At 60.3% G+C, this 26053-nt stretch carries 33 protein-coding genes; 23 read left to right on the top strand and 10 right to left on the bottom strand.

The window, feature by feature from the left end:
* The first annotated feature begins 236 nt into the window (after nucleotides 1–236).
* The 4 genes from RE418_RS01675 (at nucleotide 237) to RE418_RS01660 (ending at nucleotide 2393) form a co-directional block, all read left to right on the top strand.
* On the top strand, nucleotides 237–665 hold the full coding sequence (locus RE418_RS01675; RefSeq protein WP_025301697.1) for a universal stress protein: 429 nt from the start codon (nucleotides 237–239) through the stop codon (nucleotides 663–665).
* A 208-nt stretch (nucleotides 666–873) separates the two neighbouring features.
* Complete coding sequence (gene pagP, locus RE418_RS01670; protein WP_025301698.1) at nucleotides 874–1464, top strand: lipid IV(A) palmitoyltransferase PagP; 591 nt, start codon at nucleotides 874–876, stop codon at nucleotides 1462–1464.
* Nucleotides 1465–1590: 126 nt separating this feature from the next.
* Entirely contained in the window at nucleotides 1591–2079 is a 489-nt protein-coding gene (locus RE418_RS01665; RefSeq protein WP_043135570.1) for a DUF2501 domain-containing protein, read from the top strand.
* Between the two features lie 50 nt (nucleotides 2080–2129).
* Nucleotides 2130–2393, top strand: coding sequence for a DUF333 domain-containing protein (locus RE418_RS01660; RefSeq protein ID WP_043135572.1), 264 nt, complete (start codon nucleotides 2130–2132; stop codon nucleotides 2391–2393).
* A 37-nt stretch (nucleotides 2394–2430) separates the two neighbouring features.
* Here the strand turns inward: RE418_RS01660 and RE418_RS01655 are convergent, their stop codons facing one another.
* On the bottom strand, nucleotides 2431–3048 hold the full coding sequence (locus tag RE418_RS01655) for a hypothetical protein (protein WP_049206229.1): 618 nt from the start codon (nucleotides 3046–3048) through the stop codon (nucleotides 2431–2433).
* A gap of 105 nt (nucleotides 3049–3153) precedes the next feature.
* Nucleotides 3154–3843, bottom strand: a complete 690-nt coding sequence (locus RE418_RS01650) for a transporter (RefSeq protein ID WP_049206228.1) — start codon at nucleotides 3841–3843, stop codon at nucleotides 3154–3156.
* Nucleotides 3844–3981: 138 nt separating this feature from the next.
* Here RE418_RS01650 and RE418_RS01645 point away from each other — a divergent pair, with 138 nt between their 5' ends.
* On the top strand, nucleotides 3982–4764 hold the full coding sequence (locus RE418_RS01645) for a DeoR/GlpR family DNA-binding transcription regulator (RefSeq protein ID WP_025301701.1): 783 nt from the start codon (nucleotides 3982–3984) through the stop codon (nucleotides 4762–4764).
* 2 nt (nucleotides 4765–4766) lie between these two features.
* A complete protein-coding gene (locus RE418_RS01640; protein ID WP_089180581.1) occupies nucleotides 4767–5150 on the top strand; it encodes a VOC family protein in 384 nt (127 codons plus the stop codon).
* On the opposite strand, the gene RE418_RS01635 is transcribed toward RE418_RS01640, so the two are convergent.
* On the bottom strand, nucleotides 5151–6059 hold the full coding sequence (locus RE418_RS01635; RefSeq protein WP_043135578.1) for a LysR family transcriptional regulator: 909 nt from the start codon (nucleotides 6057–6059) through the stop codon (nucleotides 5151–5153).
* A 125-nt stretch (nucleotides 6060–6184) separates the two neighbouring features.
* On the opposite strand from RE418_RS01635, the gene RE418_RS01630 reads away from it, so the two are divergent.
* The 5 genes from RE418_RS01630 to RE418_RS01610 all read left to right on the top strand — a co-directional run bounded on the left by RE418_RS01630 (nucleotide 6185) and on the right by RE418_RS01610 (nucleotide 9159).
* On the top strand, nucleotides 6185–7066 hold the full coding sequence (locus tag RE418_RS01630; protein ID WP_089180582.1) for a pirin family protein: 882 nt from the start codon (nucleotides 6185–6187) through the stop codon (nucleotides 7064–7066).
* Nucleotides 7067–7182: 116 nt separating this feature from the next.
* A complete protein-coding gene (gene ycaC, locus RE418_RS01625; RefSeq protein WP_025301704.1) occupies nucleotides 7183–7809 on the top strand; it encodes an isochorismate family cysteine hydrolase YcaC in 627 nt (208 codons plus the stop codon).
* Between the two features lie 154 nt (nucleotides 7810–7963).
* Nucleotides 7964–8293 carry a hypothetical protein gene (locus tag RE418_RS01620; RefSeq protein WP_025301705.1) on the top strand — a complete coding sequence of 110 codons (330 nt, stop codon included), beginning with the start codon at nucleotides 7964–7966 and terminating at the stop codon, nucleotides 8291–8293.
* A gap of 75 nt (nucleotides 8294–8368) precedes the next feature.
* A complete protein-coding gene (locus RE418_RS01615) occupies nucleotides 8369–8821 on the top strand; it encodes a DUF393 domain-containing protein (protein WP_089180583.1) in 453 nt (150 codons plus the stop codon).
* Between the two features lie 86 nt (nucleotides 8822–8907).
* On the top strand, nucleotides 8908–9159 hold the full coding sequence (locus RE418_RS01610) for a hypothetical protein (protein WP_025301707.1): 252 nt from the start codon (nucleotides 8908–8910) through the stop codon (nucleotides 9157–9159).
* Here the strand turns inward: RE418_RS01610 and RE418_RS01605 are convergent.
* From RE418_RS01605 to RE418_RS01595, 3 genes are all read right to left on the bottom strand, one after another.
* A complete protein-coding gene (locus tag RE418_RS01605; RefSeq protein ID WP_043135584.1) occupies nucleotides 9150–9698 on the bottom strand; it encodes a GNAT family N-acetyltransferase in 549 nt (182 codons plus the stop codon). The genes RE418_RS01610 and RE418_RS01605 overlap by 10 nt on opposite strands.
* Nucleotides 9699–9792: 94 nt before the next feature.
* Nucleotides 9793–10524 carry a DUF2076 domain-containing protein gene (locus tag RE418_RS01600; protein WP_025301709.1) on the bottom strand — a complete coding sequence of 244 codons (732 nt, stop codon included), beginning with the start codon at nucleotides 10522–10524 and terminating at the stop codon, nucleotides 9793–9795.
* Between the two features lie 107 nt (nucleotides 10525–10631).
* Entirely contained in the window at nucleotides 10632–11435 is an 804-nt protein-coding gene (locus RE418_RS01595; protein ID WP_025301710.1) for a helix-turn-helix transcriptional regulator, read from the bottom strand.
* A gap of 118 nt (nucleotides 11436–11553) precedes the next feature.
* Here RE418_RS01595 and RE418_RS01590 point away from each other — a divergent pair, with 118 nt between their 5' ends.
* Nucleotides 11554–12324 (top strand): class I SAM-dependent methyltransferase, encoded by a 771-nt coding sequence (locus RE418_RS01590; protein ID WP_089180586.1) that lies wholly within the window; start codon nucleotides 11554–11556, stop codon nucleotides 12322–12324.
* A gap of 57 nt (nucleotides 12325–12381) precedes the next feature.
* On the opposite strand, the gene aqpZ is transcribed toward RE418_RS01590, so the two are convergent.
* Nucleotides 12382–13077, bottom strand: coding sequence for an aquaporin Z (gene aqpZ, locus RE418_RS01585; protein ID WP_025301712.1), 696 nt, complete (start codon nucleotides 13075–13077; stop codon nucleotides 12382–12384).
* Nucleotides 13078–13503: 426 nt separating this feature from the next.
* Between aqpZ and RE418_RS01580 the strand changes: the two genes are divergently transcribed.
* Nucleotides 13504–14865 (top strand): esterase-like activity of phytase family protein, encoded by a 1362-nt coding sequence (locus tag RE418_RS01580; protein ID WP_089180587.1) that lies wholly within the window; start codon nucleotides 13504–13506, stop codon nucleotides 14863–14865.
* A 200-nt stretch (nucleotides 14866–15065) separates the two neighbouring features.
* Here the strand turns inward: RE418_RS01580 and RE418_RS01575 are convergent, their stop codons facing one another.
* A complete protein-coding gene (locus RE418_RS01575; protein WP_399675734.1) occupies nucleotides 15066–16241 on the bottom strand; it encodes a low temperature requirement protein A in 1176 nt (391 codons plus the stop codon).
* A 309-nt stretch (nucleotides 16242–16550) separates the two neighbouring features.
* Here RE418_RS01575 and RE418_RS01570 point away from each other — a divergent pair, with 309 nt between their 5' ends.
* Together RE418_RS01570 and RE418_RS01565 are read left to right on the top strand one after the other, a co-directional pair.
* Nucleotides 16551–16835 carry a YdgH/BhsA/McbA-like domain containing protein gene (locus tag RE418_RS01570; RefSeq protein WP_004940519.1) on the top strand — a complete coding sequence of 95 codons (285 nt, stop codon included), beginning with the start codon at nucleotides 16551–16553 and terminating at the stop codon, nucleotides 16833–16835.
* Between the two features lie 240 nt (nucleotides 16836–17075).
* Nucleotides 17076–17633 carry a class I SAM-dependent methyltransferase gene (locus RE418_RS01565; protein ID WP_025301715.1) on the top strand — a complete coding sequence of 186 codons (558 nt, stop codon included), beginning with the start codon at nucleotides 17076–17078 and terminating at the stop codon, nucleotides 17631–17633.
* Here RE418_RS01565 and RE418_RS01560 read toward each other — a convergent pair whose 3' ends face one another.
* A complete protein-coding gene (locus RE418_RS01560) occupies nucleotides 17634–18095 on the bottom strand; it encodes a GNAT family N-acetyltransferase (RefSeq protein WP_049206225.1) in 462 nt (153 codons plus the stop codon).
* Nucleotides 18096–18311: 216 nt separating this feature from the next.
* On the opposite strand from RE418_RS01560, the gene RE418_RS01555 reads away from it, so the two are divergent.
* From RE418_RS01555 to aroL, 4 genes are all read left to right on the top strand, one after another.
* Nucleotides 18312–19427 carry an ABC transporter substrate-binding protein gene (locus RE418_RS01555; RefSeq protein WP_060447658.1) on the top strand — a complete coding sequence of 372 codons (1116 nt, stop codon included), beginning with the start codon at nucleotides 18312–18314 and terminating at the stop codon, nucleotides 19425–19427.
* Nucleotides 19420–21543: a TonB-dependent siderophore receptor gene (locus tag RE418_RS01550; RefSeq protein ID WP_089180588.1), complete on the top strand. Its 2124-nt coding sequence runs from the start codon at nucleotides 19420–19422 to the stop codon at nucleotides 21541–21543. The genes RE418_RS01555 and RE418_RS01550 overlap by 8 nt, the downstream gene beginning before the upstream one ends.
* A 53-nt stretch (nucleotides 21544–21596) precedes the next feature.
* Entirely contained in the window at nucleotides 21597–22115 is a 519-nt protein-coding gene (locus tag RE418_RS01545; RefSeq protein ID WP_049295125.1) for a GNAT family N-acetyltransferase, read from the top strand.
* 109 nt (nucleotides 22116–22224) lie between these two features.
* Nucleotides 22225–22749: a shikimate kinase AroL gene (aroL, locus tag RE418_RS01540; RefSeq protein ID WP_025301720.1), complete on the top strand. Its 525-nt coding sequence runs from the start codon at nucleotides 22225–22227 to the stop codon at nucleotides 22747–22749.
* Between the two features lie 36 nt (nucleotides 22750–22785).
* Here aroL and RE418_RS01535 read toward each other — a convergent pair whose 3' ends face one another.
* Nucleotides 22786–23529, bottom strand: coding sequence for an AraC family transcriptional regulator (locus tag RE418_RS01535; RefSeq protein WP_049295126.1), 744 nt, complete (start codon nucleotides 23527–23529; stop codon nucleotides 22786–22788).
* Nucleotides 23530–23625: 96 nt separating this feature from the next.
* Between RE418_RS01535 and RE418_RS01530 the strand changes: the two genes are divergently transcribed.
* The 4 genes from RE418_RS01530 to RE418_RS01515 all read left to right on the top strand — a co-directional run bounded on the left by RE418_RS01530 (nucleotide 23626) and on the right by RE418_RS01515 (nucleotide 25954).
* On the top strand, nucleotides 23626–24030 hold the full coding sequence (locus RE418_RS01530) for a nuclear transport factor 2 family protein (RefSeq protein WP_043135601.1): 405 nt from the start codon (nucleotides 23626–23628) through the stop codon (nucleotides 24028–24030).
* A gap of 47 nt (nucleotides 24031–24077) precedes the next feature.
* A complete protein-coding gene (locus RE418_RS01525; protein WP_004940491.1) occupies nucleotides 24078–24278 on the top strand; it encodes a YaiA family protein in 201 nt (66 codons plus the stop codon).
* Between the two features lie 145 nt (nucleotides 24279–24423).
* Nucleotides 24424–24924 carry an RNA polymerase sigma factor gene (locus RE418_RS01520; protein WP_049206220.1) on the top strand — a complete coding sequence of 167 codons (501 nt, stop codon included), beginning with the start codon at nucleotides 24424–24426 and terminating at the stop codon, nucleotides 24922–24924.
* 76 nt (nucleotides 24925–25000) lie between these two features.
* Nucleotides 25001–25954, top strand: coding sequence for a FecR domain-containing protein (locus RE418_RS01515; RefSeq protein ID WP_049295127.1), 954 nt, complete (start codon nucleotides 25001–25003; stop codon nucleotides 25952–25954).
* Nucleotides 25955–26053: the final 99 nt, after the last annotated feature.

The raw sequence follows: 26053 nt of genomic DNA, 5'->3' as shown, positions 1-26053 counted from the left end.
AATTAACAACGATCGTTTTTTGTCCGCCTTTTTTCGTCAGCTTTGCTTTACGGGCCTGCAGTGCGCGCCACGTCGGGCCGGCGCTAAAATGTGCCGTCACGAGCATTAATATAACGTGGTGGCCATCACATTCCGTAGGAAGTGATACGTAAACTTTTCTCTACGTGCGCGCAGATGACGTATACCTATCAGAGGGGATGATGTCCCAGCGGTACTGGTCTGTGGGGGGAACTGCGATGAAAAGCTATCGACATATTCTGGTACTGATTCATGATGAGCGTGACGGGCTGCCGTTGCTGCGTCAAACGGTGGCGATGGTGCGCGGGCTGCCGATCGCCCTCACCGTCGGCCACCTTAACGCCGACTACGCCGAGCTGGAGTACGGCAGCGATGCGCTGGTCAAAGATCGCCAGGCGCAGGAGGTGATCGCCGCCAAGGCGATGCTGAGCCGGCTGGTGAGCGCCGTCGAGGCGCCGGTTGCGGTCAAGGAAATCGTCACCATCCGGCGCTTTAAGGACGTGAGCGATTTCATTCATCAGGCCGGCATCGATCTGGTGGTGGTCGGGCACCAAAACCGCCTGTTCGGCCTCTATTCCTCATATTCTCTGGAATTTGTGAACCGCCTCGATGTCGATGTATTGGTCAAGCACCTGGCCCGCGAGTAGCGAACGACAAAGCGGACTTTTCCCACGGTTTTGCCCTCCTAAAGGCGATAGCATAGGGGAAACCGGTGCAACCTGTTAAAAATTATTGGGAATATTCCGGTGCTAAACTTAACCAAAGCACAACGGGCGTTGGATAAATTAGATACAGCTTGATCTTGCCTGGGCTATCGGTAAGAATCTGCGGCCGTATTTTTACAGGAGCTTTACGATGTTTCTCAAACGGACTCTTTTGGCATGTTCTCTGGCGTTGATATTTCCTGCACTGCCTTCTTACGCTGAGGTTGGTACAGAAAGTGGCAATACCGCACAGGCTGAAAAACCGGGTCTATGGCAGCGTTTTACCGATAACGTGGCGGAGACCTGGAACAACTCGCCTAACCACGATCTCTATATCCCGGCCATCACCTGGCACAACCGTTGGACTTACGATGATGAACATATCGATAAGTACAACGAGCGCCCGTGGGGCGCCGGTTACGGCATCTCCCGCTACGACAGCGACGGTGACTGGCACGGCATCTACATCATGGCGTTCAAGGACTCCTTCAACAAATGGGAGCCGATCGGTGGTTACGCCTACGAGAAGATCTGGCGCCCGCTGGATGACAAGGATTTCCGCCTGGGGCTGGGCTTCACCGCCAGCGTCACCGCGCGCGACAACTGGAAATACATCCCTATTCCGGCGCCGCTGCCGCTGGCCTCTATCGGCTATCAGCGGCTGACGTTCCAGGCGACCTACATTCCCGGTACCTATAACAACGGCAACGTGTTCTTCGCCTGGCTGCGCTGGCAGTTCTAAATTTCCTGAATTCCGAAAAATGGCGCGGTGGCGAGATAAAAGGAACTTGTCGCCGCCGGCGGCGTCGGAAGGGTATCCCGGCGCGCTGCGCCGATCGCATGCCGTTATTACAGGAGTTTCACCACTATGATCACCAAACATCGTTTACTGCTGGCCTTGGCGCTGTCCGCTACCCTGGCCAGCGGTGCCTCCCAGGCCGCCGGGCTGATGGATTCCCTCAGCAGCGCGGCGGGTGAACTGAGCAAGTCGGGCGGCGATAGCAGCAGCGGCATGTCACTCTCCTCGTTGACCGGTCTGCTGAACGGCGGCGACAAGGCGCTGAGCTCCAGCAGCATGACCAATGCCGCCGGTATCCTGCAGTACTGCGTGAAAAACAACGTGCTGTCGGCTAACGGCGCCGAAGGGGTGAAAGATCAGCTGCTCAGCAAGCTGGGCATCACCAGCACCGAAAACGCCAAGAGCCAGGATTATCAGCAGGGCCTGGGCGGCTTGCTGCAGACTGGCGAAGGCAAGAGCCTGGATCTGAACAGCCTGGGCACCTCGCAGATCACCGAGAAGGTGAAGCAAAAAGCCTGCGATCTGGTGCTGAAGCAGGGCAAATCCTTTATTTCATGATGAGCGAACGGCGGAGCGCTCCGCCGTTCGTTTTTGCATAAGCTGAAAAAATGAAAAAAACGTTGATGCTTTCCCTGCTGGCAGGGATGACGATGTTGCAGGGGTGTTCCGTGAAATCCAACGAGGCGCCACCACCGCCGCAGGTGAAACCGATCGGCATGGCGAACCCGGCCGACGTGTATTGCACCAAAATCGGCGGCAAGCTGAACGCCAAAGAGAATGCGGCAGGCCAGTATTCCACCTGTACCTTGCCGAGTGGGCAGGAAATTGAAAGCTGGGAACTGTTCCGCCGCGATCATCCGGTGAAAAAGTAACCCTATGCGGCGCCGGCTCTTTCTGCCCGGCGCCCGATCAGAATTGGCGATCGCCTATAGATTGCAGCTGCAGGCTGCCGTCCTTCTGTAGCGTCAGCGGCATGCGCCAATCGCGCTGTTTATCCAGGTTGAATGACCTGGAGCGGAACATGCAGCCGGTCTTGATGTTCTTGATTTTCATCACGTGTTCCGCGTCGGCATTGATTTTTACCTCGAAGCTGCCAGCGGGCGGAATAAAGACTTCCGCCAGCTGCTGCGGCGCCGCCGGCGTTTCCAGCTTGACCAGCACCGCGAAATCGTTGCCCTGATTATCCAGCGTCAGCCGATGCAGACTGGTCGCGGGCAGCCTGGTCGGCTGATGCAGATAACCGGCTGAGGCGGGCCACGGCTGGCCGGCATTGTCGTGCAACGGCCCACCGCACTGTTCACGCGCTTCGCGCAGCGGCATTTCGCGCTTTATTGCGCGGTTGTAATCGGCGGGGGCGGCGAGGCTGAACTCGTCGTCATACTGGTGGGCGCGCAGATAGCGCTTGGCGCCGAGCACCGCGATGGCGACCAGCATGAAGAACAAAAATATCCTCAGGCGATTTTTGAAAATCAGCCCGAACAGCTTCCCGGGGAGTTGAAACAGCCACCTTGCGATCGTCAATAACATCGTTTTCCCTTTACGCCCAAGCCGTTACGTCTGCGATAACTTCGCTTGCCACAGTATAGCCAAAGCGTTGCCATCGGGCGGCATGCGCCATGAAATTCCCGTTTTTTACCCCAAACCTTCCTCTAGCAACAACAGCAGCAGGAAGCCGGCAAAGAACATCGCGGTGGCGAACGGTGTCTCTTTCCCGCCCTCATGCGCTTCGACCAGCAGTTCCTCGGTGACCAGGTAGAGCAGGGCGATCAGGCCAAAGGCCAAAAAGGCGGTCAGCCAAAATGTGCCCAGCATGGCCACCGGCGCCCCCAGCAGGCCACCGATGGGCAGCAGCAGCGCCAGGCCGACTATCGCCGCCATGGCACGCAGCCGCCTGCCGAGAAAGTCTTTCAAATCGCCGACGATCGATAATCCGAGGAACAGCACTTCCAGCGTTAACGCCAGCGTCAACAGCAGGCCGGCTTTGGCGCCGGCCGCGAAGGCAATGCCCAGCACCAGCCCATCGATAAAGATATCGACGCCGACCGCGGCGATAAAACCGACCGGCCCCTGTGCTTTTTCACCCAGCCGCCGAACCAGCAGCATTAACAGCACCCCCGCAGCGCCGCCCAGCAACACCGCCACAGGCGACTGCTGCTTGAGATCGGGCAGGATTTCGGTGGCGGCGGCGGCGAAAACGATGCCGGCGGTAAAGTGATGGATGACGCGCATTGCGGCGTCACCGGGGCGGCGATAGAGCGCCACCGCTGCGCCGACGACGGTGGCTGCGGCGGGAAACAGCGTATAAAGCACGGCGGAGGTCATCGCGTCATAATCCCTTATTGGTGATGTCACTTTCAGTCTAGACGAGCACTGCCGCTCGAGTGTTACCAAAAAAGTGATTGTTCGATTATGTACGTTTGTGTACATTTATGATCACTTTAGCGCCACCGGATCCCCGCGATGTCCAAACTGTTACCCAATGAGCGCCATCAGGCCATTCTCGACACGCTTCGCCAACAGGGGCGGGTGCTGGCCCTGGAGATGGCGCAGCGGCTGAATACCACCGAAGCGACCATCCGCCGCGATCTGCGCCAGTTGGCGGCGCAGAACCTGTGCAAACGCATCTATGGCGGTGCGCTGGCGCCGACCCCGGCCGAAGGCCCCATGACGGCGCGCATTGCCCTCAGCGGCGATGAGAAGCTGGCGTTGGCGCAGACCGCGCTGGGGGTGATCGGCGAAGAACAGCTGATCTTCCTCGATGCCGGCAGCACCCACCTGTATCTGGCAGAGCTGTTGCCACGCGATCGGCGTTTGACGGTGGTAACTAATGCGTTGAGCATCGCCGGCAAAATGCTGGAACGGCCGGGGATCCGCACCATCCTGATCGGCGGCGAACTGGATGCGCAGGTCGGCGGCTGCGTGGACGCCAAGGCGGCGGAAGAGATAGACGGGTTCCATTTCGATCTGGTGTTCACCGGCATCTGCGCATACGACCCGGCCGGTGGCTTTTCCGCATTGAGCTATCAGGACGCCACGTTCAAAAAGCGCTTACTGACGCGCGCCGGCAGCGTGGCGGTGCTGTGCACCCGCGACAAACTCAATACCTATGCCCCTTACCCCTTCCTGCCCGCCGGGCGGGTAGATCATCTGGTGACGGCGCGCGGCGCGCACCCGCAGCTTGAGTTGCAGGTGGCGCAAGGCGGCGGCCAGATCTGGCACAGCGATTTATCGATCGGAGAATGATGATGAAAATAGCCCATGTTGCCCTGTGGACCCATGACATCGACGCGCAGCTGGCGTTCTGGCAGCGCTATTTCAACGGTGAAGCGGGGGAGGAGTATGTCAGCCGCAACCGGCCGGGGTTCGTTTCCCGCTTCGTCAGACTGGCGGCCGGGCCGTCGCTGGAGATCATGTGCGTGCCGACGTTGCTGCCGGCGCAGGCGCAGGAGGAGCGGGTCGGTTGGGCGCACATCGCGCTGTCGCTGGGGGATGAGCGGCAGGTCGATCGGTTGGCGCAGCGCGCACAGCAGGAGGGCATTTTGCTGTCCGCGCCGCGCTGGACCGGCGACGGCTTCTACGAGGCCGTCATTCGCGATCCGGATGGCAACGCGATCGAAATCACCGCCTGATCACTCTTCTTCAATGCTGGCGAATTGCTCCCCCAGATAGTCGAGCAGCAGCCGCACTGCCGGCAGCAGGCCGCGGCGCGACGGGTAGACTGCGTGCACCACGCCGCCCTGTGGCTGCCAGCCCGGCAACAGTTGCACCAGCTCGCCGCGCAGCATGTCGTCGCGCATCATCATCGCCGGTAGCTGAACGATGCCGGCGCCGGCGATGGCGGCGGTACGCAGCATCAGCATGTCGTCGGTGACCAGCCGCGGCGTGTGTTCCCACTCCACCCGTTCACCCTGCGGGCCGGTCAGCCGCCATTGGTGCTGAGCGCGCGCCGGGCCGAGATCGAGCGTCGGGTATTTACGCAGGTCTTCCGGCGTTTGCGCCGGCCCGAGGGTGCGCACCAGCGCCGGGCTGGCGGCGACGCACCAGGTGCGCTGCGCGAGGATCTTCAGCACCAGATCGCTGTCCTCCAGCGGCGGCGGCCGTACGCGGATCGCCAGATCCAACCCTTCCCCCACCACGTCCACCCGGCGGTTGGTGGCTTCCAGATGCACCGTCACCTTGGGGTAATCGGCCATAAAAGCTGCCACCATGCTGCCGACGCGGGTGTGCAAGATCGCCACCGGGCAGGACATGCGCACCGTGCCGCAGGGCTCGGCGCGGGTCTGCTCGATCGCTTGCTGCGCCGCTTCCGCTTCCACCAGCATCGCCTTGCAGTGCGCGTAATAGGTTTGGCCGAGCTCGGTCACCGAGAAGCGCCGCGTCGAGCGCTGGATCAGGCGCACGCCCAACCGCTCTTCCAGCAGCGCCACGCGGCGGCTGAGCTTGGATTTGGGAATGCCCAGTGCCCGGCCGGCGGGGGCGAATCCCTGGTGATCGACCACGCTGGCGAAGAAAAACAGGTCGTTCAGATCGGTCAGCATCGCATCCCTTATCGTTCTATCAGTAGAACGCTGAGTGTACATCTTGCCTACTACTGCAGCAAACCCCGGCGGATTAAACTTCTGACATCAACTTAAGGCCGTGAGGTCTGAAACGGGAGTTCAAGATGAAAAAAATCCTCGGTATTCACAACAGCCCGGAAGCACATTGGGTCGGTAACGGTTTCCTGGTGAATTCGCTGTTCTCTTATAACGATTTGGGGGCGGAAATGAGCCCGTTCCTGCTGCTGGATCACGCAGCGCCAACCAAATTCCGCTCCGCCTCCGGCACTCGTGGCGTGGGTCAGCACCCACATCGCGGGTTTGAAACGGTGACCATCGTCTATCAGGGCGAAGTGGAACACCGCGACTCGACCGGCAGCGGTGGGGTGATTGGCCCCGGCGACGTCCAGTGGATGACCGCCGCCTCCGGCATTCTGCACGAAGAGTTCCATTCTCGGGACTTCTCGCGCAAGGGCGGCACCATGGAAATGGTGCAGCTGTGGGTTAACCTGCCGGCCAAGGACAAAATGGCCGAGCCGGGTTACCAGACGCTGCTGAACGCCGATATTCCGGTGGTTCCGCTGGCGGACGGCGCCGGGCAGGTGCGGGTGATTGCCGGTGACTTTGGCGGCCACGCCGGCCCGGCACGCACTTTCAGCCCGCTCAACGTGTGGGACATGAAGCTGAATGCCGGCCATACCACCACGCTGACGGTGAAAGAAGGCCATACGCTGGCGCTGGTGATGTTGCACGGTGCGATCCTGGTCAACGGCGAAGACGTGGTGCGCGAAACCCAAATGGTGTGTTTCGACCGGGCGGGGGATTCGATCACCATCGAAGCCAACAACGACGTCGCACTGCTGGTGCTGAGCGGCGAACCGATCGATGAGCCTATCGTCGGCTACGGCCCGTTCGTCATGAACAGCGACGCGGAAATCCAGCAGGCGTTCCGCGATTTCAACAGCGGTAAGTTCGGCAGCATGAACGCCGAAGCGAGCGCCGGTTGAACTTTGGCGCCTGGGGCGGGCCGTGTTCCCCGGCTCAGGCGCTACACTTAAACCTCAACGCCCCGCCGCCAGGCGGGGCGTTTCATCCGCAACATCAACCCCACAGGAGTAAAACCATGACTGCAAACTACAAGCGCCTCGACAAAGACCAGGCCGCCGTATTGCTGGTGGATCATCAGGCAGGGCTGCTTTCGCTGGTGCGTGATATCGATCCCGATCGGTTTAAAAACAACGTGCTGGCGCTGGGTGATTTAGCGAAATACTTCAACCTGCCGACCATTCTTACCACCAGTTTCGAAAACGGCCCCAACGGCCCGCTGGTGCCGGAACTGAAAGCCCAATTCCCCGATGCTCCCTTCATTCCTCGCCCTGGCCAGATCAACGCCTGGGACAACGACGACTTCGTCAAGGCGGTAAAAGCCACCGGCCGCAAGCAACTGATCATCGCCGGCGTAGTGACCGAAGTGTGCGTGGCATTCCCGGCGCTGTCGGCGCTCAATGAAGGTTTCGAGGTCTTTGTGGTGACTGACGCCTCCGGCACCTTCAATGAGTTGACGCGTCAGTCGGCCTGGAGCCGCATGGAGGCCGCCGGCGCGCAGCTGATGACCTGGTTCGGCGTCGCCTGCGAGCTGCACCGCGACTGGCGCAATGACATCGAAGGGCTGGGCGCGCTGTTCTCCAACCATATCCCGGACTACCGCAATCTGATGACCAGCTACAACACGCTGACGAACGGCAAGTAACGCGGCGGCCCTTTACCCAACCTTTCGCCTTTCATCACGTTAGACGCGGGATGTAAGCAAAGCGCAGCGGGGCGAAAAGGTAGCGAAAAGCGGCTTTCTCATGGGCCGGGGGCGGGGTAGCGTAATCCCGAACCCGGCAAATGAGGCTAATTCAATGAAACAAGCAATCAAGATCCTGGCGCTGCCCTGCATGGGCATGGCGCTGTTGTTCAGCGCGAGCGCGATGTCGGCCCCCGAGGCGCCTGCGGCCAAAGCGTTGCCGCCTGTGGCGGATGAACCGATGCGCATGCCGCCTTTCCCGGGCGGGCACCCGCCCAAGCCGGGGTTCTGCCACGGCGGCGAGCTGTTCTGCGCCACCTCGGCCAGCGACAATCCGGTGGAAACCATCAACAAACTGACGGCGGTGATCCCGGCGGGCAGCGCCAAACATTACGAAGTTCGCGTCGCGGTGGTGGCGGTGCCTGACGCACCGCCCGCGCCTTAACACGCCCTGTCATCCCGCTCTGGCCTGGGCGCGCTAGGCGCGTTAGGCTAAGGCGAGCGTTTTTCGGGAGGCGGGATGACCCCTTTATCACATCTGCCTTATCTCCAGCCCGGCGATCGCGCGCTGTTGTTCGACGGCGAATGTAATCTGTGTCACGGGCTGGTGAGATACCTTATTCGCGCCGATCGGCAGCGGCGCATTCTATTGGCGACGGTGCAATCCGTCGAAGGGCAGGCGATCCTGCAGGCGCTGGGATTGCCGACCGATCGTTTCGATTCCGTGGTCTATGTTGAGCAGGGGCGCTGTTGGCTGCGTTCGGCGGCGTTGTTTCAGGCGCTGCGTCAAGTGGGGTGGCCGTACCGCGTACTGGCGCTGGCGCGTTACCTGCCGCCGCGACTGGCGGACAAGGTCTATGATGCGGTCGCCGGCAATCGCTACCGGCTGTTTGGCCGCAACGACGGCACCGGCCTGCCGGGCACCGATCAGCCCGGGCGTTATCTGCCCCGGCGGCAGGAACCGCCGGCCTGAGCTTTACGCTTCTTTACCATCCAACCGCTTGAAATATCAACACTCCAGCTCCATATAATGGAACGTTCAGCCAACAAGGAGCGCGTATGGGAATCAGTGAAGAAGAGCACATCCGCCGTTTGACCCAGGAGAAGAACGACATGGGCAATACGGCGAAATGGGTGGCGATCGTTTCCGCCGTGTACTTTGCCTTGATGGTGTTTTACGGCCACCCGACCGGCGTGTTGGCGATGTCGGGCGCGGTGTTCATCGTGTCTACCACCACCTGGTTGAAAAAGCGTCAGAAGGTCAAATCTTACCGCATGGCGTTGGCCAAAATCAGCGACGATCAACCCTGATAGTCGCCGCGCTTTAGCGTATACACCAGGCTCGGCGCTGCGCCGGGCACGTCATCCAGCGTATCCACCCGCCGTAAACCGACCTTTTCCAATACTCGCCACGAGGCCTGATTCTCCGCACGTACAATGGCGGAAATCTCCTCCAGCGCCAATCCGACAAAACCGTATTGCAGCGAAGCCCGCGCCATCTCGGTGGCCAATCCCATGCCCCAGACGCGAGTATCGAAGCGATAGCCGAGGTTCACGGTGCGCTGCGCCCCGAGCGGTTTCCGGGACAATCCGCCAAAGCCGATAATCCAATCCGGCCGTTCGCGCAGAGCGATCGCCCAGGAACCGTAACCGTGTTGTTGCCACCCGGCAATCCTCTCGTGCAGCGCCGATGCGGCCTGCGCTTCGCTGGTGAGTGGGCCGGCGGGATTGAAACGCTGCGTTTGCGGATCGCCAAAGATGGCGTAGAAACGTGCGAGGTCCGCCATTACCGGTGGGCGCATCTGCAGGCGTTCGCTGAAGAAAGGGGTGGAAGGATTAAAGCTTGTCATCGTTTCTCTCTGCTGGATAAATGAACAGTGTTCACTGTAGACCAGATTGGCGAAACGGGAAATCCCCCTCTGCGGGTGAGAGGGGGAGAGGGCATTACAGGAAGGAGTCGTCGTCGTCGCTGTAATCGTCGTCGGCGTAGTCCGTGTCGTCCTGATAGTTGGCGTTCTGGAAGCCGTTGTCCTGGTTCAGGAAGCTGCCGCCGTCGCCGTTGTTGAAGGTATCAAGGTTGTTGGAGGCGTCGAAATTGCGCATCGCGCTGTCGTCCAGCGGCGCCGGGGTTTCTTCGATAATATTCACGATTTCCTGCGGCTGCGAATGGCGGAACATGCCGGTCAGCATGTCGGCCAATACCACGCCGCCGGCGACGCCCGCTGCCGTTTGCAAGGCGCCGCCCAGGAAGCCGCCGGCACGTGAAGGCGCCGCCTGCTGCGGTTGGGCATAGGCCGGTTGCTGAGGCTGTTGCTGCGCGTTGTTCCAGGCCGCCGTATTTTGCTGCTGCGCCTGATACTGTTCGCGCGGGCTTGGCGTGCGGCTGCCGCCGCCAAACAGACCGGCCAGGAAACCGCCGCTGCTTTGCTGGCCGTGGGCGGTTTGCTGCAGCTGCGCGACCTGGGCTTCCAGATCTTTGACCCGCTGGTCCATCTGCTTGAGCGCTGCTTCCTGAATGATCATCGCCTGCGCCATGTAATAAGGGGCGGAAGGCTGCTCGCGAATATGCTGGTTGATTTGCTGCTCTGCCTGGAGATCCCGTGGGCCCGTCTTGGTCTCGGCTTCTTTCAGGCGGCCAAACAGACCATCGATAAGGCGTTGTTCTTCGGATTGCATAGGCGTACCTCGGGAGATAAATAACGTTGCTGGATGATGACTATCATCGGTAACAATCACCCTAGCGCGTTTACATGAACCAATAAATAAATGGCGGGTAAACCTGCCTATGAATTTGTTACCAATTGCGGCAGCGGGATCAGCATCACCAGCTTCAGACCGGCGTGCTCCGCCGGATGGAAGGTGAGTTGGCGATAGCGCAGTGCGCCTTGCTGAGGATGTTCGAACGCTCTTTCACCGCCTTCGCGCGCCATCACGTCATGTTGCTTCCACCAGTGATTAAAGTCCGCGCTGTTGTGCGTCATGTTGCGCACGAAGGCGCGCATCTCTTCGGTATTTTGATGATGGCTGGTCTCGGCGCGAAACTCGGCCACCACGCGGCGAGCGCGTTCCTCCCAATCGCTGACCAGCGTTTTCGCCAACGGGTGGAAGAACATGAAGTGCAGCAGGTTGGGGCTGTTGGCCACATCCAGCCAGCCGCGGAACAGCGCCGCCGCCTGCGGGTTCCAGGCGACGACGTTCCAGGTCACGTCCAGTAGATAGCAGGGCACCGTCATCTGATGCACGCTTTGCAGCACCGCGTCGTTGGCGGTTTCGCGGTGCGCTTCCTGCTCGGGATCGGCGATGCGCGCCAGGGTAAACAGGTAGTGGCGTTCGGCCGGGCCGAGCCGCAGCGCTTTGGCGATGCGTGCCAGCGTATAGGGGGAAATAGACACCTCGCGGCCCTGTTCGATCCAGGTATACCAGGTGGCGCTGATGCCGCTGATTTGCGCCAGTTCTTCGCGGCGCAGGCCGCTGGTGCGGCGGCGCGAAGAGCTAGGCAGGCCGATCATTTCCGGCGTGATGCGTTCGCGGTGCGCGCGCAGAAATGCGCCGAGGGCTTTTGGCCCGGATAAGGCTTCTGATGACATAGCGTGGTACCTATTTATACCAGGATAACTGCTCATATTGTACCCGTATAGTAGCCTGATTATAGTAGCCGAAAAGCCTTCAGGCACAGGCGCAAGCCGGATAATAACAGGAGCAAACATGAGCAACAGCAACAGCCATAAAAACGCGGTAGACCGGCAGTTCGGCGAGCAGGCCAACGCCTACTTAACCAGCGCGGTACATGCGCAGGGCAAGGATTTGCAACGCCTCGCGCAGTTACTGGCGCCGCATGCCGACGCGCGTCTGCTCGATTTGGGCTGCGGCGCCGGGCATGCCAGCTTCACCGCGGCGACCAGGGTGGCGCAGGTGGTGGCCTACGATCTGTCGGCGCAAATGCTGGCGGTGGTGAAGCAGGCGGCGGCGGAAAAAGGCCTGGGTAACATTCAGCTGCAGCAAGGCGTGGCGGAGTCTTTGCCGTTTGAGGACGCCAGCTTCGATCTGGTCATCAGCCGCTATTCGGCGCACCACTGGCACGATGTCGGCCAGGCGCTGCGTGAGGTCAGGCGGGTGCTCAAACCGGGCGGCAGAGCGATCTTTATGGACGTGGTCTCGCCGGGGCATCCGCTGCTGGATATCTACCTGCAAACCGTGGAAGTGCTGCGTGATACCTCGCATGTGCGCAACTATGCGCCAGGCGAGTGGCTGGCGTTATTGACCGAAGCCGGGCTGGTGGTGCGTGAGGTGACGTCGGATCGATTGATGCTGGAGTTCGACAGCTGGGTGGCGCGCATGCGCACCCCGGCGCATTTCGTCACCGCGATCCGCGCGCTGCAGCAAAGCGTGTCGCAAGAGGTGGCGGAGCATTTCGCGATTCAGCTGGATGGCTCCTTTACCAGCGATATCATGATGTTTGAAGTGACGAAGGGCTGAAAGCAACGGGGCAGCCGATGAAGGCTGCCCCGTGAAACGCGATCGACTGCGATACGCTTATTTTTTGTCTTCCAGCAGGCAGCGGTAGATCAGGCCGCCGATAATGCCGCCGACCAGCGGCACCAGCCAGAACACCCACAGCTGCTGCAGCGCCCAGGTGCCCTGGAAGATCGCTACGCCGGTGCTGCGCGCCGGGTTAACGGAGGTGTTGGTCACCGGGATGCTGATCAGGTGGATCAGCGTCAGCGTCAGGCCGATCGCCAGCGGGGCAAAGCCTGCCGGCGCGCGCTTGTCGGTTACGCCATGAATAACGATCAGGAAGAAGGCCGTCAGCACCAGCTCAATCACGATGGCTGATTGCAGAGAATAACCGCCCGGTGAGTGTTCGCCGTAACCGTTGGAGGCGAAACCGCCCGCGGTGGCGTCGAAACCGGCTTTGCCGCTGGCGATCAGATACAGCACCGCCGCTGCGGCGATACCGCCGATCACCTGTGCGATCACGTAAGGGATCACGTCTTTCGCCGCGAAACGGCCGCCGGCGAATAAGCCGACGGTGATCGCCGGGTTAAAGTGCCCGCCGGAAATATGGCCGACGGCATAGGCCATCGTCACCACGGTCAGACCGAAAGCGAGCGCGACGCCGAGGAAACCAATACCCAGTTGTGGGAATGCCGCTGCTAATACTGCGCTACCACAACCACCAAACACCAACCAAAATGTGCCAAAAAATTCAGCAAAAAGTCGCTTTGACATAGATTCCATCCTGCGGAATTGACTAACGGGCGTTAGCACTAAAAACTATAGAACAGCTTTTTCAGTTCATGCAGATATTCTATAGAATTTTCTTAATGCACCTTGAATAACGGCGGTATTAAATCCCTGGTATTTTATTTTGTCTATGAGAAAAACACCGTTTTTCGCCGTGTTGACGCGCGTTTGCCGATTTTTTTATCTTTGTTATCAGAATTTACCCTAAGCAAAATGACGGGTTATTTCCGGGCGGTTTTTTCCAGCGGTTTTCTCCATTCAATACGCTCAGGTTAATTGCTAATTTCTATTTGCCAGCCAACCTTATTGCCTGATGTGCATTTGACGAATTGCCTATTGTCATCTAAGTGTCATGCTAAATTAATATCGTCTTCTGCCTGACAACGCTTCATTTAACCTCGGGTAACAAATATGAAAATAAAATCGCTCTCCCTGCTGTTGGCTTCACTGTTTCCTGTATTGGCCCACGCTGCCGACATTGAGGTGGCGCGTTATGTGGTCGGCTTCCCCGGTGGGGAACGCGTCGCCTATCAGGGGGCGTTCGCCAAGCATTTCCCGCAGGGGTTGCCGGTGGGGATCGGCTCCGGGTTGATGTTCAACAAGAAGCAGGGCGACGATTTGGTGCTGACGACGCTGACCGATCGCGGCCCGAATGCCGATGCCCCGGCGGTAGGCAAGCAAGAGGCCAAGATTTTCGCCAATCCGCAATTCACGCCTCTGTTGATGGACATTCGTATCGGCGGCGGCAAGGCCGTGGCCGAGAATGCGCGGCCCTTGCATGACGAAAAAGGGCCGATTAGCGGGCTGCCGCTGCCGAGTGAGCTGATTGGTTCCACGAACGAAGTGGCGTTGAACGACGCGCTGCAACCGCTGTCCGGCGATCGCCGCGGGTTGGATACCGAAGGCATCATCGGTGACGGTAACGGCGGCTATTGGCTGTGCGATGAGTACGGCCCGTTTCTGATCCATGTCGACGGCAAAGGTAAAATCCTCGCCAAATATGGCCCAACGCCGCAGGCCGGCGAGCAGGCGGTGGCGAGCGGGTTACCGAACATCCTGAAGTGGCGCCAGCCTAACCGCGGTTTTGAGGGGCTGACCCGGATGCCGGATGGGCGCATTCTGGCGGCGGTGCAGAGCACGCTGGATGTCGACGGCAAAAGCAAAAACAAGGCGCAGTTTACCCGGCTGGTGAGCTTCGATCCGCGCAGTGGCAAAACCGCGATGTACGGCTATCCCATCGATATCGACAGCTATAAAAAAGCCAAAGACGCCAAAATTGGCGATGTCGTGGCGTTGGACAACCAGCGCATCCTGTTGATTGAACAGGGAACCGGTAAAGAAAAGACGATGATCAACAAGATCTATCTGGTGGATCTCGCGCAGGCCAGCGATCTGAGCGCGTTTGACGGCCAGGGTAAAGCGCTGGAGTTCGATGATGCGAAAGATCTGGCTAAACGCGGCGTGAAGCTGGCGCAGAAACGGGAAGTGGCGGATCTGCGTCAGTTGGGTTGGCGCCAGGAGAAAGCGGAAGGGTTGGCGCTGATCGACGATCGCACGCTGGCGGTGATCAATGACAACGATTTCGGCTTGCAGGCCAAGCTGGTGGATGCGTCGCCAAAGAGCAAGAAAATCGGTGACTATCAGCTGGAGAAAGGAGGGCGGCTGAGCCTCGACGGCGACAAAACCGACGCCCGCATCGAATTGCGCCTTCTGGAGCAGCCGGAATCGCTGAGTGAGCTTTGGGTGCTCACCTTGCCGCAACCCTTGAAGTGACCGAGATAGGGGGGCGATAGCGCCCCCGTCAGACCGTTGACAAAGGAGGAAAAAACGTGGTTTTTCCTCCTTTGTGGCCATCAGCCGAAAATCAATAAATTGATTTTCCTTGTTTTTTATCCGCTGCTCTTTGCAAACCCGGCAATGGCATGAGGTTTGTCATCAATCTCACAGCGGGGGCGATAGCGCCCCCGTTTGTGTCAGGCTTCCGCATGCTGCTGCGGCGCTCTGCCGCGCGAGATGCTCTCCCACACCGCCACCATCACCATGATCAGCGTCGTCAGGCCATTGACCATCAGCAGATCGGTTAAATAGGCGATAGGGGCCAATACCGCCAGCGCCAGCAGCCCAACCAGGTGCGACAGCGGAAAACGGTGATACACCAGCCGTTTGTACAGCGCGTTGGCGAACAGGTAAATCGCCGGGCCGAGCAGCAGCACCGCCGCCGTGGCGTGTTGGATGCGGCCGTCGGGATGGGCGATCACCAGCTCGTTGGCCACGGCGCAGACGATGATCGCCCCCACCAGCGCGACGTGCACATAATGGAAATAAGCGCCCAGTTGGCCGGGGTTTTCCGCCTGGCTGATGGCGTGGCTGCCGGCTTTGCTGCTGGTGTCGAAGTAAACCCACCACATCGCCAGGCTGCCGAGAAAGGCCACCAGCGAGGCGATGAGCACCGGCAGACTCCAGCTTTCCATCTCGCTCAGGGTGGCGCCGGTGATCAGAATAGTTTCTCCCAGCGCCACGATCACGAACAGCTGGCAACGTTCTGCCAGATGGTGGCCTTCGATGGTCCATTCGCTGCTGCTGTCCGAGCGCCCCAGGACCGGTAAACGGAAGCCGAACATCGGCGAGACGTATTCGCACAAGACGGCGATCGCCCACAGCGCCAGGCGGGCATTGCCTTCTGCCAGCCCACCGACGATCCAGAAGACGGCGGAGATGCACAGCCAACCGAGAATGCGGCGAAAGTTTTGTTTTAACGGATGATCGGGCGCCAGCAGGCGTAGCACCGTGACGGAGCGGCCAACCTGAATGGCGACGTAGAACAGCGCGAAGATCAGACCGCGTTCGCCAAACGCCTGTGGCAGCGCGGCGGCGGCGAACAGCCCTAGCAGCATGATCGCGAACAGCAGCAGGCGGATCTGACGGGTATCGGGATTGAACCAGTTGGTGACCCAGGCGGTGTATTGCCAGGCCAGCCAGACGGCGAACCACAGCAGCAGGGTTTCCAGTGCGCCGGTCAGCGTCAGGTGATGCAACAGATAGTGGGAAAGTTGGGTCACGGCGAAAACGTAGATCAGATCGAACAGCAGTTCGGAGAATGAGACCGAATCGCCCTGACCGTCACGCACGCGCAGCAGGTTTTGCGACATAAGCGTTCTTCCTTAAAAGGGTAAGCCACAAAATCAGCGTAGCTCAGCGCGCCTCGGCGGGTAAAAAATCTTAAATAGCGGCGGCGTGCGTTCTTTCTTTCGCCCTGTCTTTAATTGTTCATCAAATAGGGGTAAGGTGAACTCAATAAAGTCATTCCTGCCTGAAAATACACACTCGCACTCATATCCTCCTTATTCTCCTCACAATGATTGATGTTCTTTACGTTGCATGACGTCCGTTTTCATTGGCTAGCGGATAATTAACATCACTGACAACGAGCTAATAAACAAGAACACCTGGAGTCAATCATGAAACTTATCCCAAGCATCGCAGCCGTATTGATCGCCGCCGCTTCCTTCTCCACTTTCGCCGCGCCGCTGTCGTCGGTGAAACAGGTCAACAGCGAGCAGGCCGCCAATCTGCAAAGCATCGGCGTCGTGTCGGTTTCCGGCATTAGCGGCTCACCGCATGACGCCATCACCGCCCTGAAAGAAAAAGCCGCGGCGGACGGCGCCAGCCATTACCGCATTATCGGCCTGGACACCCCCGGGGACTCCAGTAACTGGCGCGGCAATGCGGAAATTTATCGCTAAGCGTTGATTGTTACTCTCTGGCCACGGCAACGTGGCCAATAAAATAAACGGTCGTAATAATTATCTGAACAGTCGGCGCATAAACGGCTTATTTTCAGGTCATTATTACGACCGTTTTTCTTTGTGCCGTCGTGGCTGAGGTCGCATTTTATTACAACTGTGTCTGCCGCTTTCGGAATCATGTTAATGATTACTTAAGAAATTCGGCTCACATTGGGGGCTTAACCCAAGGAGGCCTCAATGTTAAATGCGACCCGGCTGCAACTGATGAATCACTTCGCTTACTTGCAGCAATTTATGGCTTCACCGCGCACCGTCGGTACGCTGGCGCCTTCTTCCCCGTGGCTGTGCCAGGCGATGCTGAACCAGATTGAATGGACCCGTGCGCTGTCGATCGCGGAGCTGGGCGCGGCGGACGGCGTACTGACCAAACGCATCCTGGGGCGGATGCGCGCCGATGCGGCGCTGGAGGCTTTCGAAATTCAACCGCATTTCGTGCATCGGCTGCGGGGGATAGACGATCGGCGGCTGCAGGTGATGCCCCATTCGGCGACCCAAATGGCCACGGATTACGACGTGGTGTTTTCCTGCCTGCCGCTGCTGTCGATCCCGGTCAGGATCAGCGTGCGTATTCTTCAGCAGGCCCGGCAGCGGCTGCTGGCGCGCAACGGCACGCTGGTGCTGTTCCAATACAGCCACCTGTCGGAAAAATTGCTGTCCCGCTATTTTCACTGGAAGCGCCTGCGGGTGGTGCGCAACTTCCCGCCGGCGCTGGTGTATGTCTGTACGCCGCGTTAGCTACAGCGTTTTCGCCATTACTACCACTTCTTCGTCATGCTGCCGCCGGCGTTCCACGGGATGCCAACCCCAGCCGGCGTACAGCGCTTCCGATTTGTCGGTGATGAGATGCAAAACCGAGTGATGGCGTTGCCGCGCCGCCTCGACGATGGCCATCTCAAGACGGTGGGCGATGCCCTTGCGGCGGTGATCGGGATGCACGAAGACGCCGGCCAGCCATGGGGTGAGATCCTGGCGCTGATGATCGTCGCTGGGCCACAGGCTGGCCATGCCCACCGGACGATCGCCGTCGATCATCATCAGCGTCAGGTGATCGTCGCTTGGCCGGCTGCAGTGGGCGAAGCGCAACTGGGTGCGCTCCAGCGAACCGCCACGCTGTGAGCCCCATTGGCCGAAGGCCCAGGCGGCGCACACATCGGCAAACTGCGGGCAATCCGACAGCGGAATGATGCGTTGAGTCATGGAGGTCTCCCGGTTTTTAGCTGTTTCCCCGTTCTATTTAACCGATTTCCCCGCCATTTTTTTAACTTTTTAAAGCCGTTATTTTAGCGGTTTCGCCATGTTTGCCGCGCGCCCGGCGCCGTTTCCCGGATTTCTTTTGGCAATGGCGGCGCGGGATTGCAAGTGCTAATGAGAGTGATTATCATGCGCACACTATTTCCCCCTTTCGGCTCAATCATGCGCAATTTCCTCATTTTACTGCTGCTTTCTCTGTGGTTCGGCGTGTTCTCCGCCCAGGCGAAGACGGTGACCGATATCACCGGCCGTCAGGTTGTGGTGCCGGACAATCCGCAGCGCATCGTGGTGGGGGAGAGCCGCATGTTGTATACGCTGGCGCTGCTGGAGCCGGGCAACCCGGCGCAGCGCATCGTCGGCTGGCCGGCGGATCTGGCGCGTTTCGATGCGCAAAGCTGGCAACGCTATACGCAGAAGTTCCCGCAGATCGCCGCGATCCCCATTATCAGCGGCAATAATTTCCGCCAGGTCAACATCGAAAGCCTGCTGCAGCTGAAGCCGGATCTGGTGATCCTGGCGCGCTACGCGCGTGAAGACGGCGACAACGATCTGCTGGTTTCCGCGCTGAACAAGGCCGGCGTGGCGGTGATCTACGTCGATCTGCGTATCGATCTGCTGAACAACACCGTGCCGAGCGTGCGGCTGCTGGGCGAAGTGCTCAATCGCCAGCAGCGCGCCGAGCAGTTCATCGCGTTTTATCAGCAGCATATGGCGGTGGTTCAGCAACGGCTGGCGGGCTATCAGGGGGCGAAGCCCAAAGTGATGCTGCACCTGCATCTGGGGCGGCGCGATACCTGTTGCACCACCGCCGCACACGGCAACCTTGGCGATCTGCTGACCTTCGCCGGCGGCGACAACATCGCCAACGCCAGCGTCAAAGGGGTGTATGGCGAACTGAACCCGGAAACCATTCTGAGCGCCAATCCCGACGTATACCTCGCCACCGGCATGGCCGGCCCGCAAGGCAAACGGCTGTCCGATCTGCGCCTCGGGCCGCAGGTCGGCCCACTGGAGGCCGCCGACAGCTTCCGCCGGCTGATCGCCAAACAGCCGATGCTGGCCAGCCTGCAGGCGGTGAAAAACCACCGCGCCTGGAGCGTCTGGCACAACTTTTACCTCAGCCCGTACCACGTGGTGCTGGTCGAGGTATTCGCCAAAGCGTTTTATCCGGATCTGTTCGCCGACATCAACCCGCAGCAGACCTTCCAACAGCTGTATCAGCAGTTTTTGCCGTTACCTTTTTCAGGGACCTATTGGAGTCAGTTAGATAATGAATAACAACAAGCGCGGCTTGTGGTGCGCATTGCCTTTGGCGGCCTGCGCAACATTGCCGACGTGGGCGGCGGAAAAAGTCGCGTCGAAAGAAGAAAGCCTGACGGTGATTGGCCGCAAAGACGCCGACGGTGTGCAGAGCTATCAGCCGTTGACCAGCGTCACCGGCACCCGCAGCGAAACCAACCTGCTGAATGTGCCGCAGGCGATCGACGTGGTGCCGCAGCAGGTGATTACCGATCAGGCGGTCAGCAGCCTGGACGAAGCGCTGTACAACGTCAGCGGCATTACCCAGGCCAACACGCTGGGCGGCACTCAGGACGCGGTCATGAAACGCGGCTTTGGCGATAACCGCGACGGCTCTATTCTGCGCGATGGCGTGCGCTCGGTGCAGGCTCGCAACTTTACGCCGACCACCGAGCGGGTGGAGGTGCTCAAGGGGCCGGCCTCGATGCTGTATGGCATGGGCGAGCCGGGCGGGATGATCAATATGATCACCAAAAAGCCCCAGCTGCAGCAACATACCCACGTGGAAGGTTGGGGCAGCAGCTTCAACGGCGGCGGCGGCCAGCTCGACGTGACCGGGCCGCTCGGCACGTCGGGATTCGCCTATCGCATGATCGTCGATCACGATGAAACCGACTACTGGCGCAACTTCGGCCGCAACCGCCAGACGGTGATCGCGCCCTCGCTGATGTGGTACGGCGAGAACACCACCGTGCGCTTGGCCTACGAGCATATGGAATATCTGGTGCCGTTCGATCGCGGCACCATTATCGATTCGCGCACCGGCAAACCGGTGAATACGCCGCGCGATCGCCGTTTCGACGAAGCCTATAACGCTACCCGCGGCGATCAGGACAGCATTACCCTGCAGATCGATCAAACGCTCAACGAGCGCTGGAAAAGCTCGCTGACCTACGCCTACAGCCGCAACAGCTACAGTGACAACCAGGCGCGCGCCACGGCGCTGAACCCGGTGACCGGCGTGTTGAGCCGCCAGGCCGACTCGACCGCCAACGCCGTCAGCCACGCCAACGCGGTGCAGCTGACGCTCAATGGCGACGTGGACTGGGGCAGCATCAACCACCAGATGCTGTTCGGCTTTGATTTTGAAGATAACCGTACCTACCGCGGCGACATGATCCGCGGTAAAAAGAACAGCGATTTCAATATCTATCATCCGGTATACGGCCTGATGCCGCCGTCGACCGCGGTCAGCGCCAAAGACAGCGACCAGCGGGAAAACCTCACCAGCTACGGTTGGTTTATGCAGGATTCTATCCAATTGACTGATAAATGGCTGGTGATGGGCGGGCTGCGTTACGACGCTTTCGACGTCTATGCCGGCAAGGGGCGGCCGTTCCAGACCAACACCGACAGCTCGGACGGCAAGCTGGTGCCGCGCGCCGGGGTGGTCTACAAGCTGACGCCTTACGTGTCGCTGTACAGCAGCTATACCGAGTCGTTCAAGCCGAACTCTTCCATCGCCACCCAAATTGATTCGCTGCCGCCGGAACAGGGCAAGTCGTGGGAGGTCGGCGGCAAGCTGGCGCTGCCGAACGGCGTCACCGGTACGCTGGCGCTGTTCGACATCACCAAACGCAACGTGATGGTCAATGAGCTGGTGGAGGGCGAAACCGTGACGCGCACCGCCGGGCGCGTGCGTTCGCAGGGCGTGGAGCTGGACGTGGCCGGTAATCTTACCGACTCGCTGAGCCTGATCGGTTCCTATGCGTATACCGACGCCCGCGTGGTGGACGATCCGGACAACAAGGGCAAAGAGATGACCAACGTGGCGCGCCATACCGCCTCGCTGTTCCTGACCCAGAACCTCGGCAGCCTGGGCCTGTACAGCGGCGATGAGGTGCGTATCGGCGCCGGCGCGCGCTACGTGGGCCGCCGCCCGGGTGACGCCGCCAACAGCTTCTACCTGGATAACTACACCGTTGCTGATGCGTTCGCCGCTTACACCATGCCGATCAACGGCTATCGGGTGAAATGGCAGCTGAACGTGAAGAACCTGTTCGATAAAACCTACTATCCGTCCAGCGGTGGCAATCTGCGCGTGGCGGTGGGAGAGCCGCGTGAGGTGGTGCTGCGCGGCAGTATCGATTTCTGAGCCACGGGCGGTGGAATTTGTTTAAATAACCGCCCCAACGTTAAGGAGAACTCATGAGCCTGCAGATCCGTTTGGCGCAGCAGCGAGATATCGCGCATCTGATGGCGGTTGAACGTTCGGCGGCGCAGCTGTTTCGCCAGCAGCCGGAATGGCGCTTTATCGCCGAAGGCGAGGTGATGGCCCCGAAACAGCACGCCGCGTTTATCGCCGAGCGCCGTGAATGGCTGGCGGAAAGCGACAACGGTGAGTGCGCCGGTTTTATCGCCGTGTTGGCTCAGGGGGAAGACTGGCATGTCGCCGAATTATCGGTCGCCGCTGCCTGGCAACGGCAGGGCGTCGGCCGCCGCCTGATCGGCGCGGTGGCGGAAGAAGCCAAACGGCAGGGCGCCACTCGCCTGACGCTCACCACCTTCATTGATGTGCCGTGGAATGCGCCCTACTACCGGCGGCTGGGATTCCGGCCGCTCGACGACGCGCGGCTCACGGTCGCCCTGCGGCGGCACCTGGATGAGGATCTGGCGCACGGCTTTGCCGTCGGCAGTCGCTGTGCCATGGAATTTACACTATCGTAAATATTGAAATACAGAGCGGGCAGGGTATGATGCAGCCACCACGCCATCGCACCCGCTCGGTATTTTGGTATGCAATGCACTCAAGTCACCGCATAAGGGACAACCCGTAATGACACAAACCCTGTTCATGATAGGCGCTCGCGGAGCCGGCAAGACCACGGTAGGCAGCGCATTGGCGCTGGCGTTGGGCTATCAGTTTGTCGATACCGATCTGTTTATGCAGCAAGCGGTACAGATGAGCGTGGCGGAAATGGTCGAGCGCGAGGGCTGGCTGGGGTTCCGTCGCCGCGAAACCATCGCGTTGCAAACCGTGACCAAACCGTCAACTGTAGTTGCCACCGGTGGCGGCGCGATCCTGGCGGAAGAGAACCGTCAGTTTATGCGCCAGCATGGCACCGTTATCTATCTGCGCGCGCCGGCCAGCGTGTTGGCGCAGCGGTTGGAAGAGTACCCGGAAGATGCGCAGCGCCCGACGCTCACCGGCAGGCCGATCGCCGAAGAGATGCTCGAGGTGCTGGCGGCGCGTGAAGCGCTGTATCAGGACGCCGCGCATTACGTGATGGACGGCGCCGCCGATCCGCAGCGGGTGGTGGAGCAAATCCTCGCGGTGCTGCCGCGTGAGACGGTGAAATAACCCTTTCTTCTCTTCGGGCGCTGGGCGCCCGTTTTCCTATTCCGTTTGCCGAGCGGCCGCAAAGTACGCCCCGGGCGTGACGCCGAAGCGGCGGCGAAAGGCGGCGATGTAGGCGCTGACGTTGTCGTAGCCACAGGTGTCGGCCACTTCGGCGACCGCTGCGCCGCGTGATAATCCCTCCAGTGAACGCAATACCCGCGCCTGCTGGCGCCACAGCGCGAAGCTGATGCCGGTTTCCTGCACAAAGCGGCGGCTCAGGGTGCGCGGGCTGAGCCCGGCCCAGTCGGCCCAGTCGCGCTGGCTGCGCAGGCTGGCGGGATCGTTCAGCAGCGCCCGGGCGATGTTCAGCAACCGGGCGTCCTGCGGCAGCGGCAATTGCAACGGCGCGCGGCTTGCCGCGTGCATTTCATCCAGCAGCACCTGCAGCAGCCGCCGTTGCGGCGCACTCAGTGGGCCGGCGGGGAACTGCGCGATACGCTCCACCAGGGCCTGCAACAGCGCAGAGGCCGTGAACAGCTGCGGCTGCGGCGGCATCTCCGGCACGCTTTCCCCCGGCAGATACAGACTCCAGCCCGCCACGTCGCCGCAGGCCAGCGCCTGATGGGCGCATCCCGGCGGCAGCCAGCCCAGCGTACCGCCGGTGATCGCCCATTGCCGGCCCGGGAGTTCCATTGCCAGCATGCCACGCGTCAAGAGATAGATCTGGCCGCCTTCGTGCCGGTGCCAGGGCGTCAGGTGCTTTTTTTCATGCTGAAGGCGTTGGCTGCGGATCTGCGTCATGTTGGCCGTTTAACGTTATTGAAAGTCTTGATGTGGTTATTATGCCATCGCCTGGCCGGGATAGGATCGCCGTTCACCCTATTTCGGAGAAACGTGATGACTCAAGTTACCCCACTGAACCTGGTGCTCGATACGCTGCAGCAGGTCGTCGCCAGCCCGGAGCATCGGCCGACGCAGCTCGCTGCCCGTTTCAGCGCAGACTACCGCCAGCAGGTGGATGGCAAGGTGCTGAACTTCGAGCAGTTTGAGCAACATATGGCGCTGCTGAAACGGCAAACCCGCCGCATGACGCTGAGCGTGATCGCGGCGGCGGAGCAGGGCGAGGCAGTGCTGACCCACCATCTGGTCGAGGTGGAAAAGCGCGACGGTACCCGCAGCCGCGTGCGGGTGCTGGCGCACTTCACCGTGCGTGAAGGCCGCATTTGCGCCTGCGACGAACTGACCGAGCTGTTGGCGGGCGCCCCCGGCGATCGCGATCTTGGCTCGCGCGTGCCGGAATGAGGGCGGCTGCTATACTTGCTACTGTGTGAAACACACGGGAGAACGGCATGCGCGAAAATGATCAACCTGCTTATCCACGGAGCGCCCGCGTCGTTGAGGTGTTTCGGGGCGACCCGAACCTGCATCTGCGCCGTTTTGAAGTGCGCACCGACGACATTGAGCCGAATACGCTGCTCAGTGAACATGAAACCGAGCAGGAAGCGCTCGACGCCAAGCACCGCTATGAAGACGAGGCGCTAGAGCTCTGACCTGCTGCACAGCGGAAACCGGCGCCAGGCCGGTTTCCTGTTTATCCCCGGCGTTAGCATATATTTCCCAGAACAATATTGATAATGATAATCATTTATGTGATTTTTATCGCCCCTATTGGGTGTTTCACTTCTGGGAAAAGAGATGTCCAATTCCGAGTTGCAGGCGCTGTTTCTGCGCCATATGCGGCCGCTGCAAGCCTATTTGAACGCCAAACTGCGCGACCCTCAGCTGGCCGCGGATTTGGCGCAGGAAAGTTTTACCCGCCTTACCGAGCAATATCCGCAGGGTAACATTCTCGATATCGAAGCCTACCTGTACAAAACCGCCAAAAACCTGATGCTCGACCATGTGCGCCAGCAGCAGCGGCGGCAGACCGAAGCGGTCGAAGACGACATTCTGGCGCAGTATCCCTCCGGTGAACCGGCGCTTGAACAACGGGCGATCGATAGCCAATTGCTGCAGCTGTTGCAGCAGGCGCTAGCGGACATGCCGCCGCGCACGCAGCAGATTTTCCGCCTTAACCGGCTCGATGGCCTGACCCAGGCGCAGGTGGCGGCGCAGCTGGGCGTGTCGCTCAGCACGGTGGAAAAACACCTGGCCAGCGCCCTCGAGCGGCTGATGGCGCGGATGGAAGAACAATAATGGCAATTTTTTTACGGGTTTATCCGCGCTCAGACGTCTTAACCTATAACCAGAAAAAACAGAGGTCTATGCCATTATGAAACCGCTAACCGCACAGGCGCGACAGCAGGCGGCCGCCTGGGCCGTGAGTCTGGCCGAAGGGGCGCTGCCGGCCGATCGGCGGCGAGCGTTGGACGCCTGGCTGGCCGCCGATCCGCAGCATCCGGCGGCGCTGCGTCAGGCTCGCCTGCTGTGGACGACGCTTGGGCAACTGCCGCCTGAGCAGCGGCAGGCGTTACAACCGCAGGTGGCGGCGCTGAAAACGCCCTCTCGCTATCGATGGCCCCGCTGGGCGGTGGCAGCGGCGGTGGCGCTCGCCGTTTCATTCGGCGTTTATCGCGGGCCGGATCTGTGGATCGGCCTGCAGGCCGATTATCAAACCGTTCGCGGTGAGGTGCGCGAAGTTGCTTTGCCGGACGGCAGCCGGGTGTCGCTGGACAGCGGCAGCGCGATCGCGCTGGCGTATTCCGCAGATGAGCGCAAGGTGCGGCTGCTGAGCGGCGCCGCCTATTTTATCGTCGCGCCGTTGGGCGGGGCGGAAAGCCGTCCGTTCAGGGTGGAGGCGAAAAACGGCGTCACCCAGGCGCTGGGCACCGAGTTCAGCGTGGCGCGCACTGAACAGGGCGTCGACGTCAGCGTGCATCAGCACAGCGTGCGGGTGACGCTTGAGCGCGGCGAGCGCTCGCTGGTGGTCGCGCAACGCCAGGCGGCGCATTACCGCAACGGGCAGCTGCAGCTGACGCGGCAAACGGCCGGTGATGACGCTTGGCGACGCGGCTGGCTGGTGATCGACCGCCAACCGCTGACGCAGGCGCTCGCGCAGCTCAACCGCTATCGCGGGACCCGCATCGTGGCGGTCAATCCCGCGCTAAGAACGCGCACCGTGAGCGGTGTGTTCGCGCTCAATAAACTCGACGACGGCGTCGGCGCCATTCGTCAGGAACTCTCCGCCCGCCAGCTGAATCTCCCCGGCATCACGCTGCTTTACTGAGCGGCCAAGGCGGGCCGGGATGCCCGCTTCGCCGTTATTTTCACTTTCTGTAAAAAATCTTTACGGGTTTTTGCCTCCCGGAACGTCCTTATGTTTAAA

The organism is Serratia sp. szju (assembly GCF_044594185.1).
GTDB classification, from domain to species: Bacteria; Pseudomonadota; Gammaproteobacteria; order Enterobacterales; family Enterobacteriaceae; genus Serratia; species Serratia bockelmannii.
The sequence above is the reverse complement of the archived record's forward strand: the minus strand, read 5'-3'. Positions and strand labels throughout refer to the sequence as shown.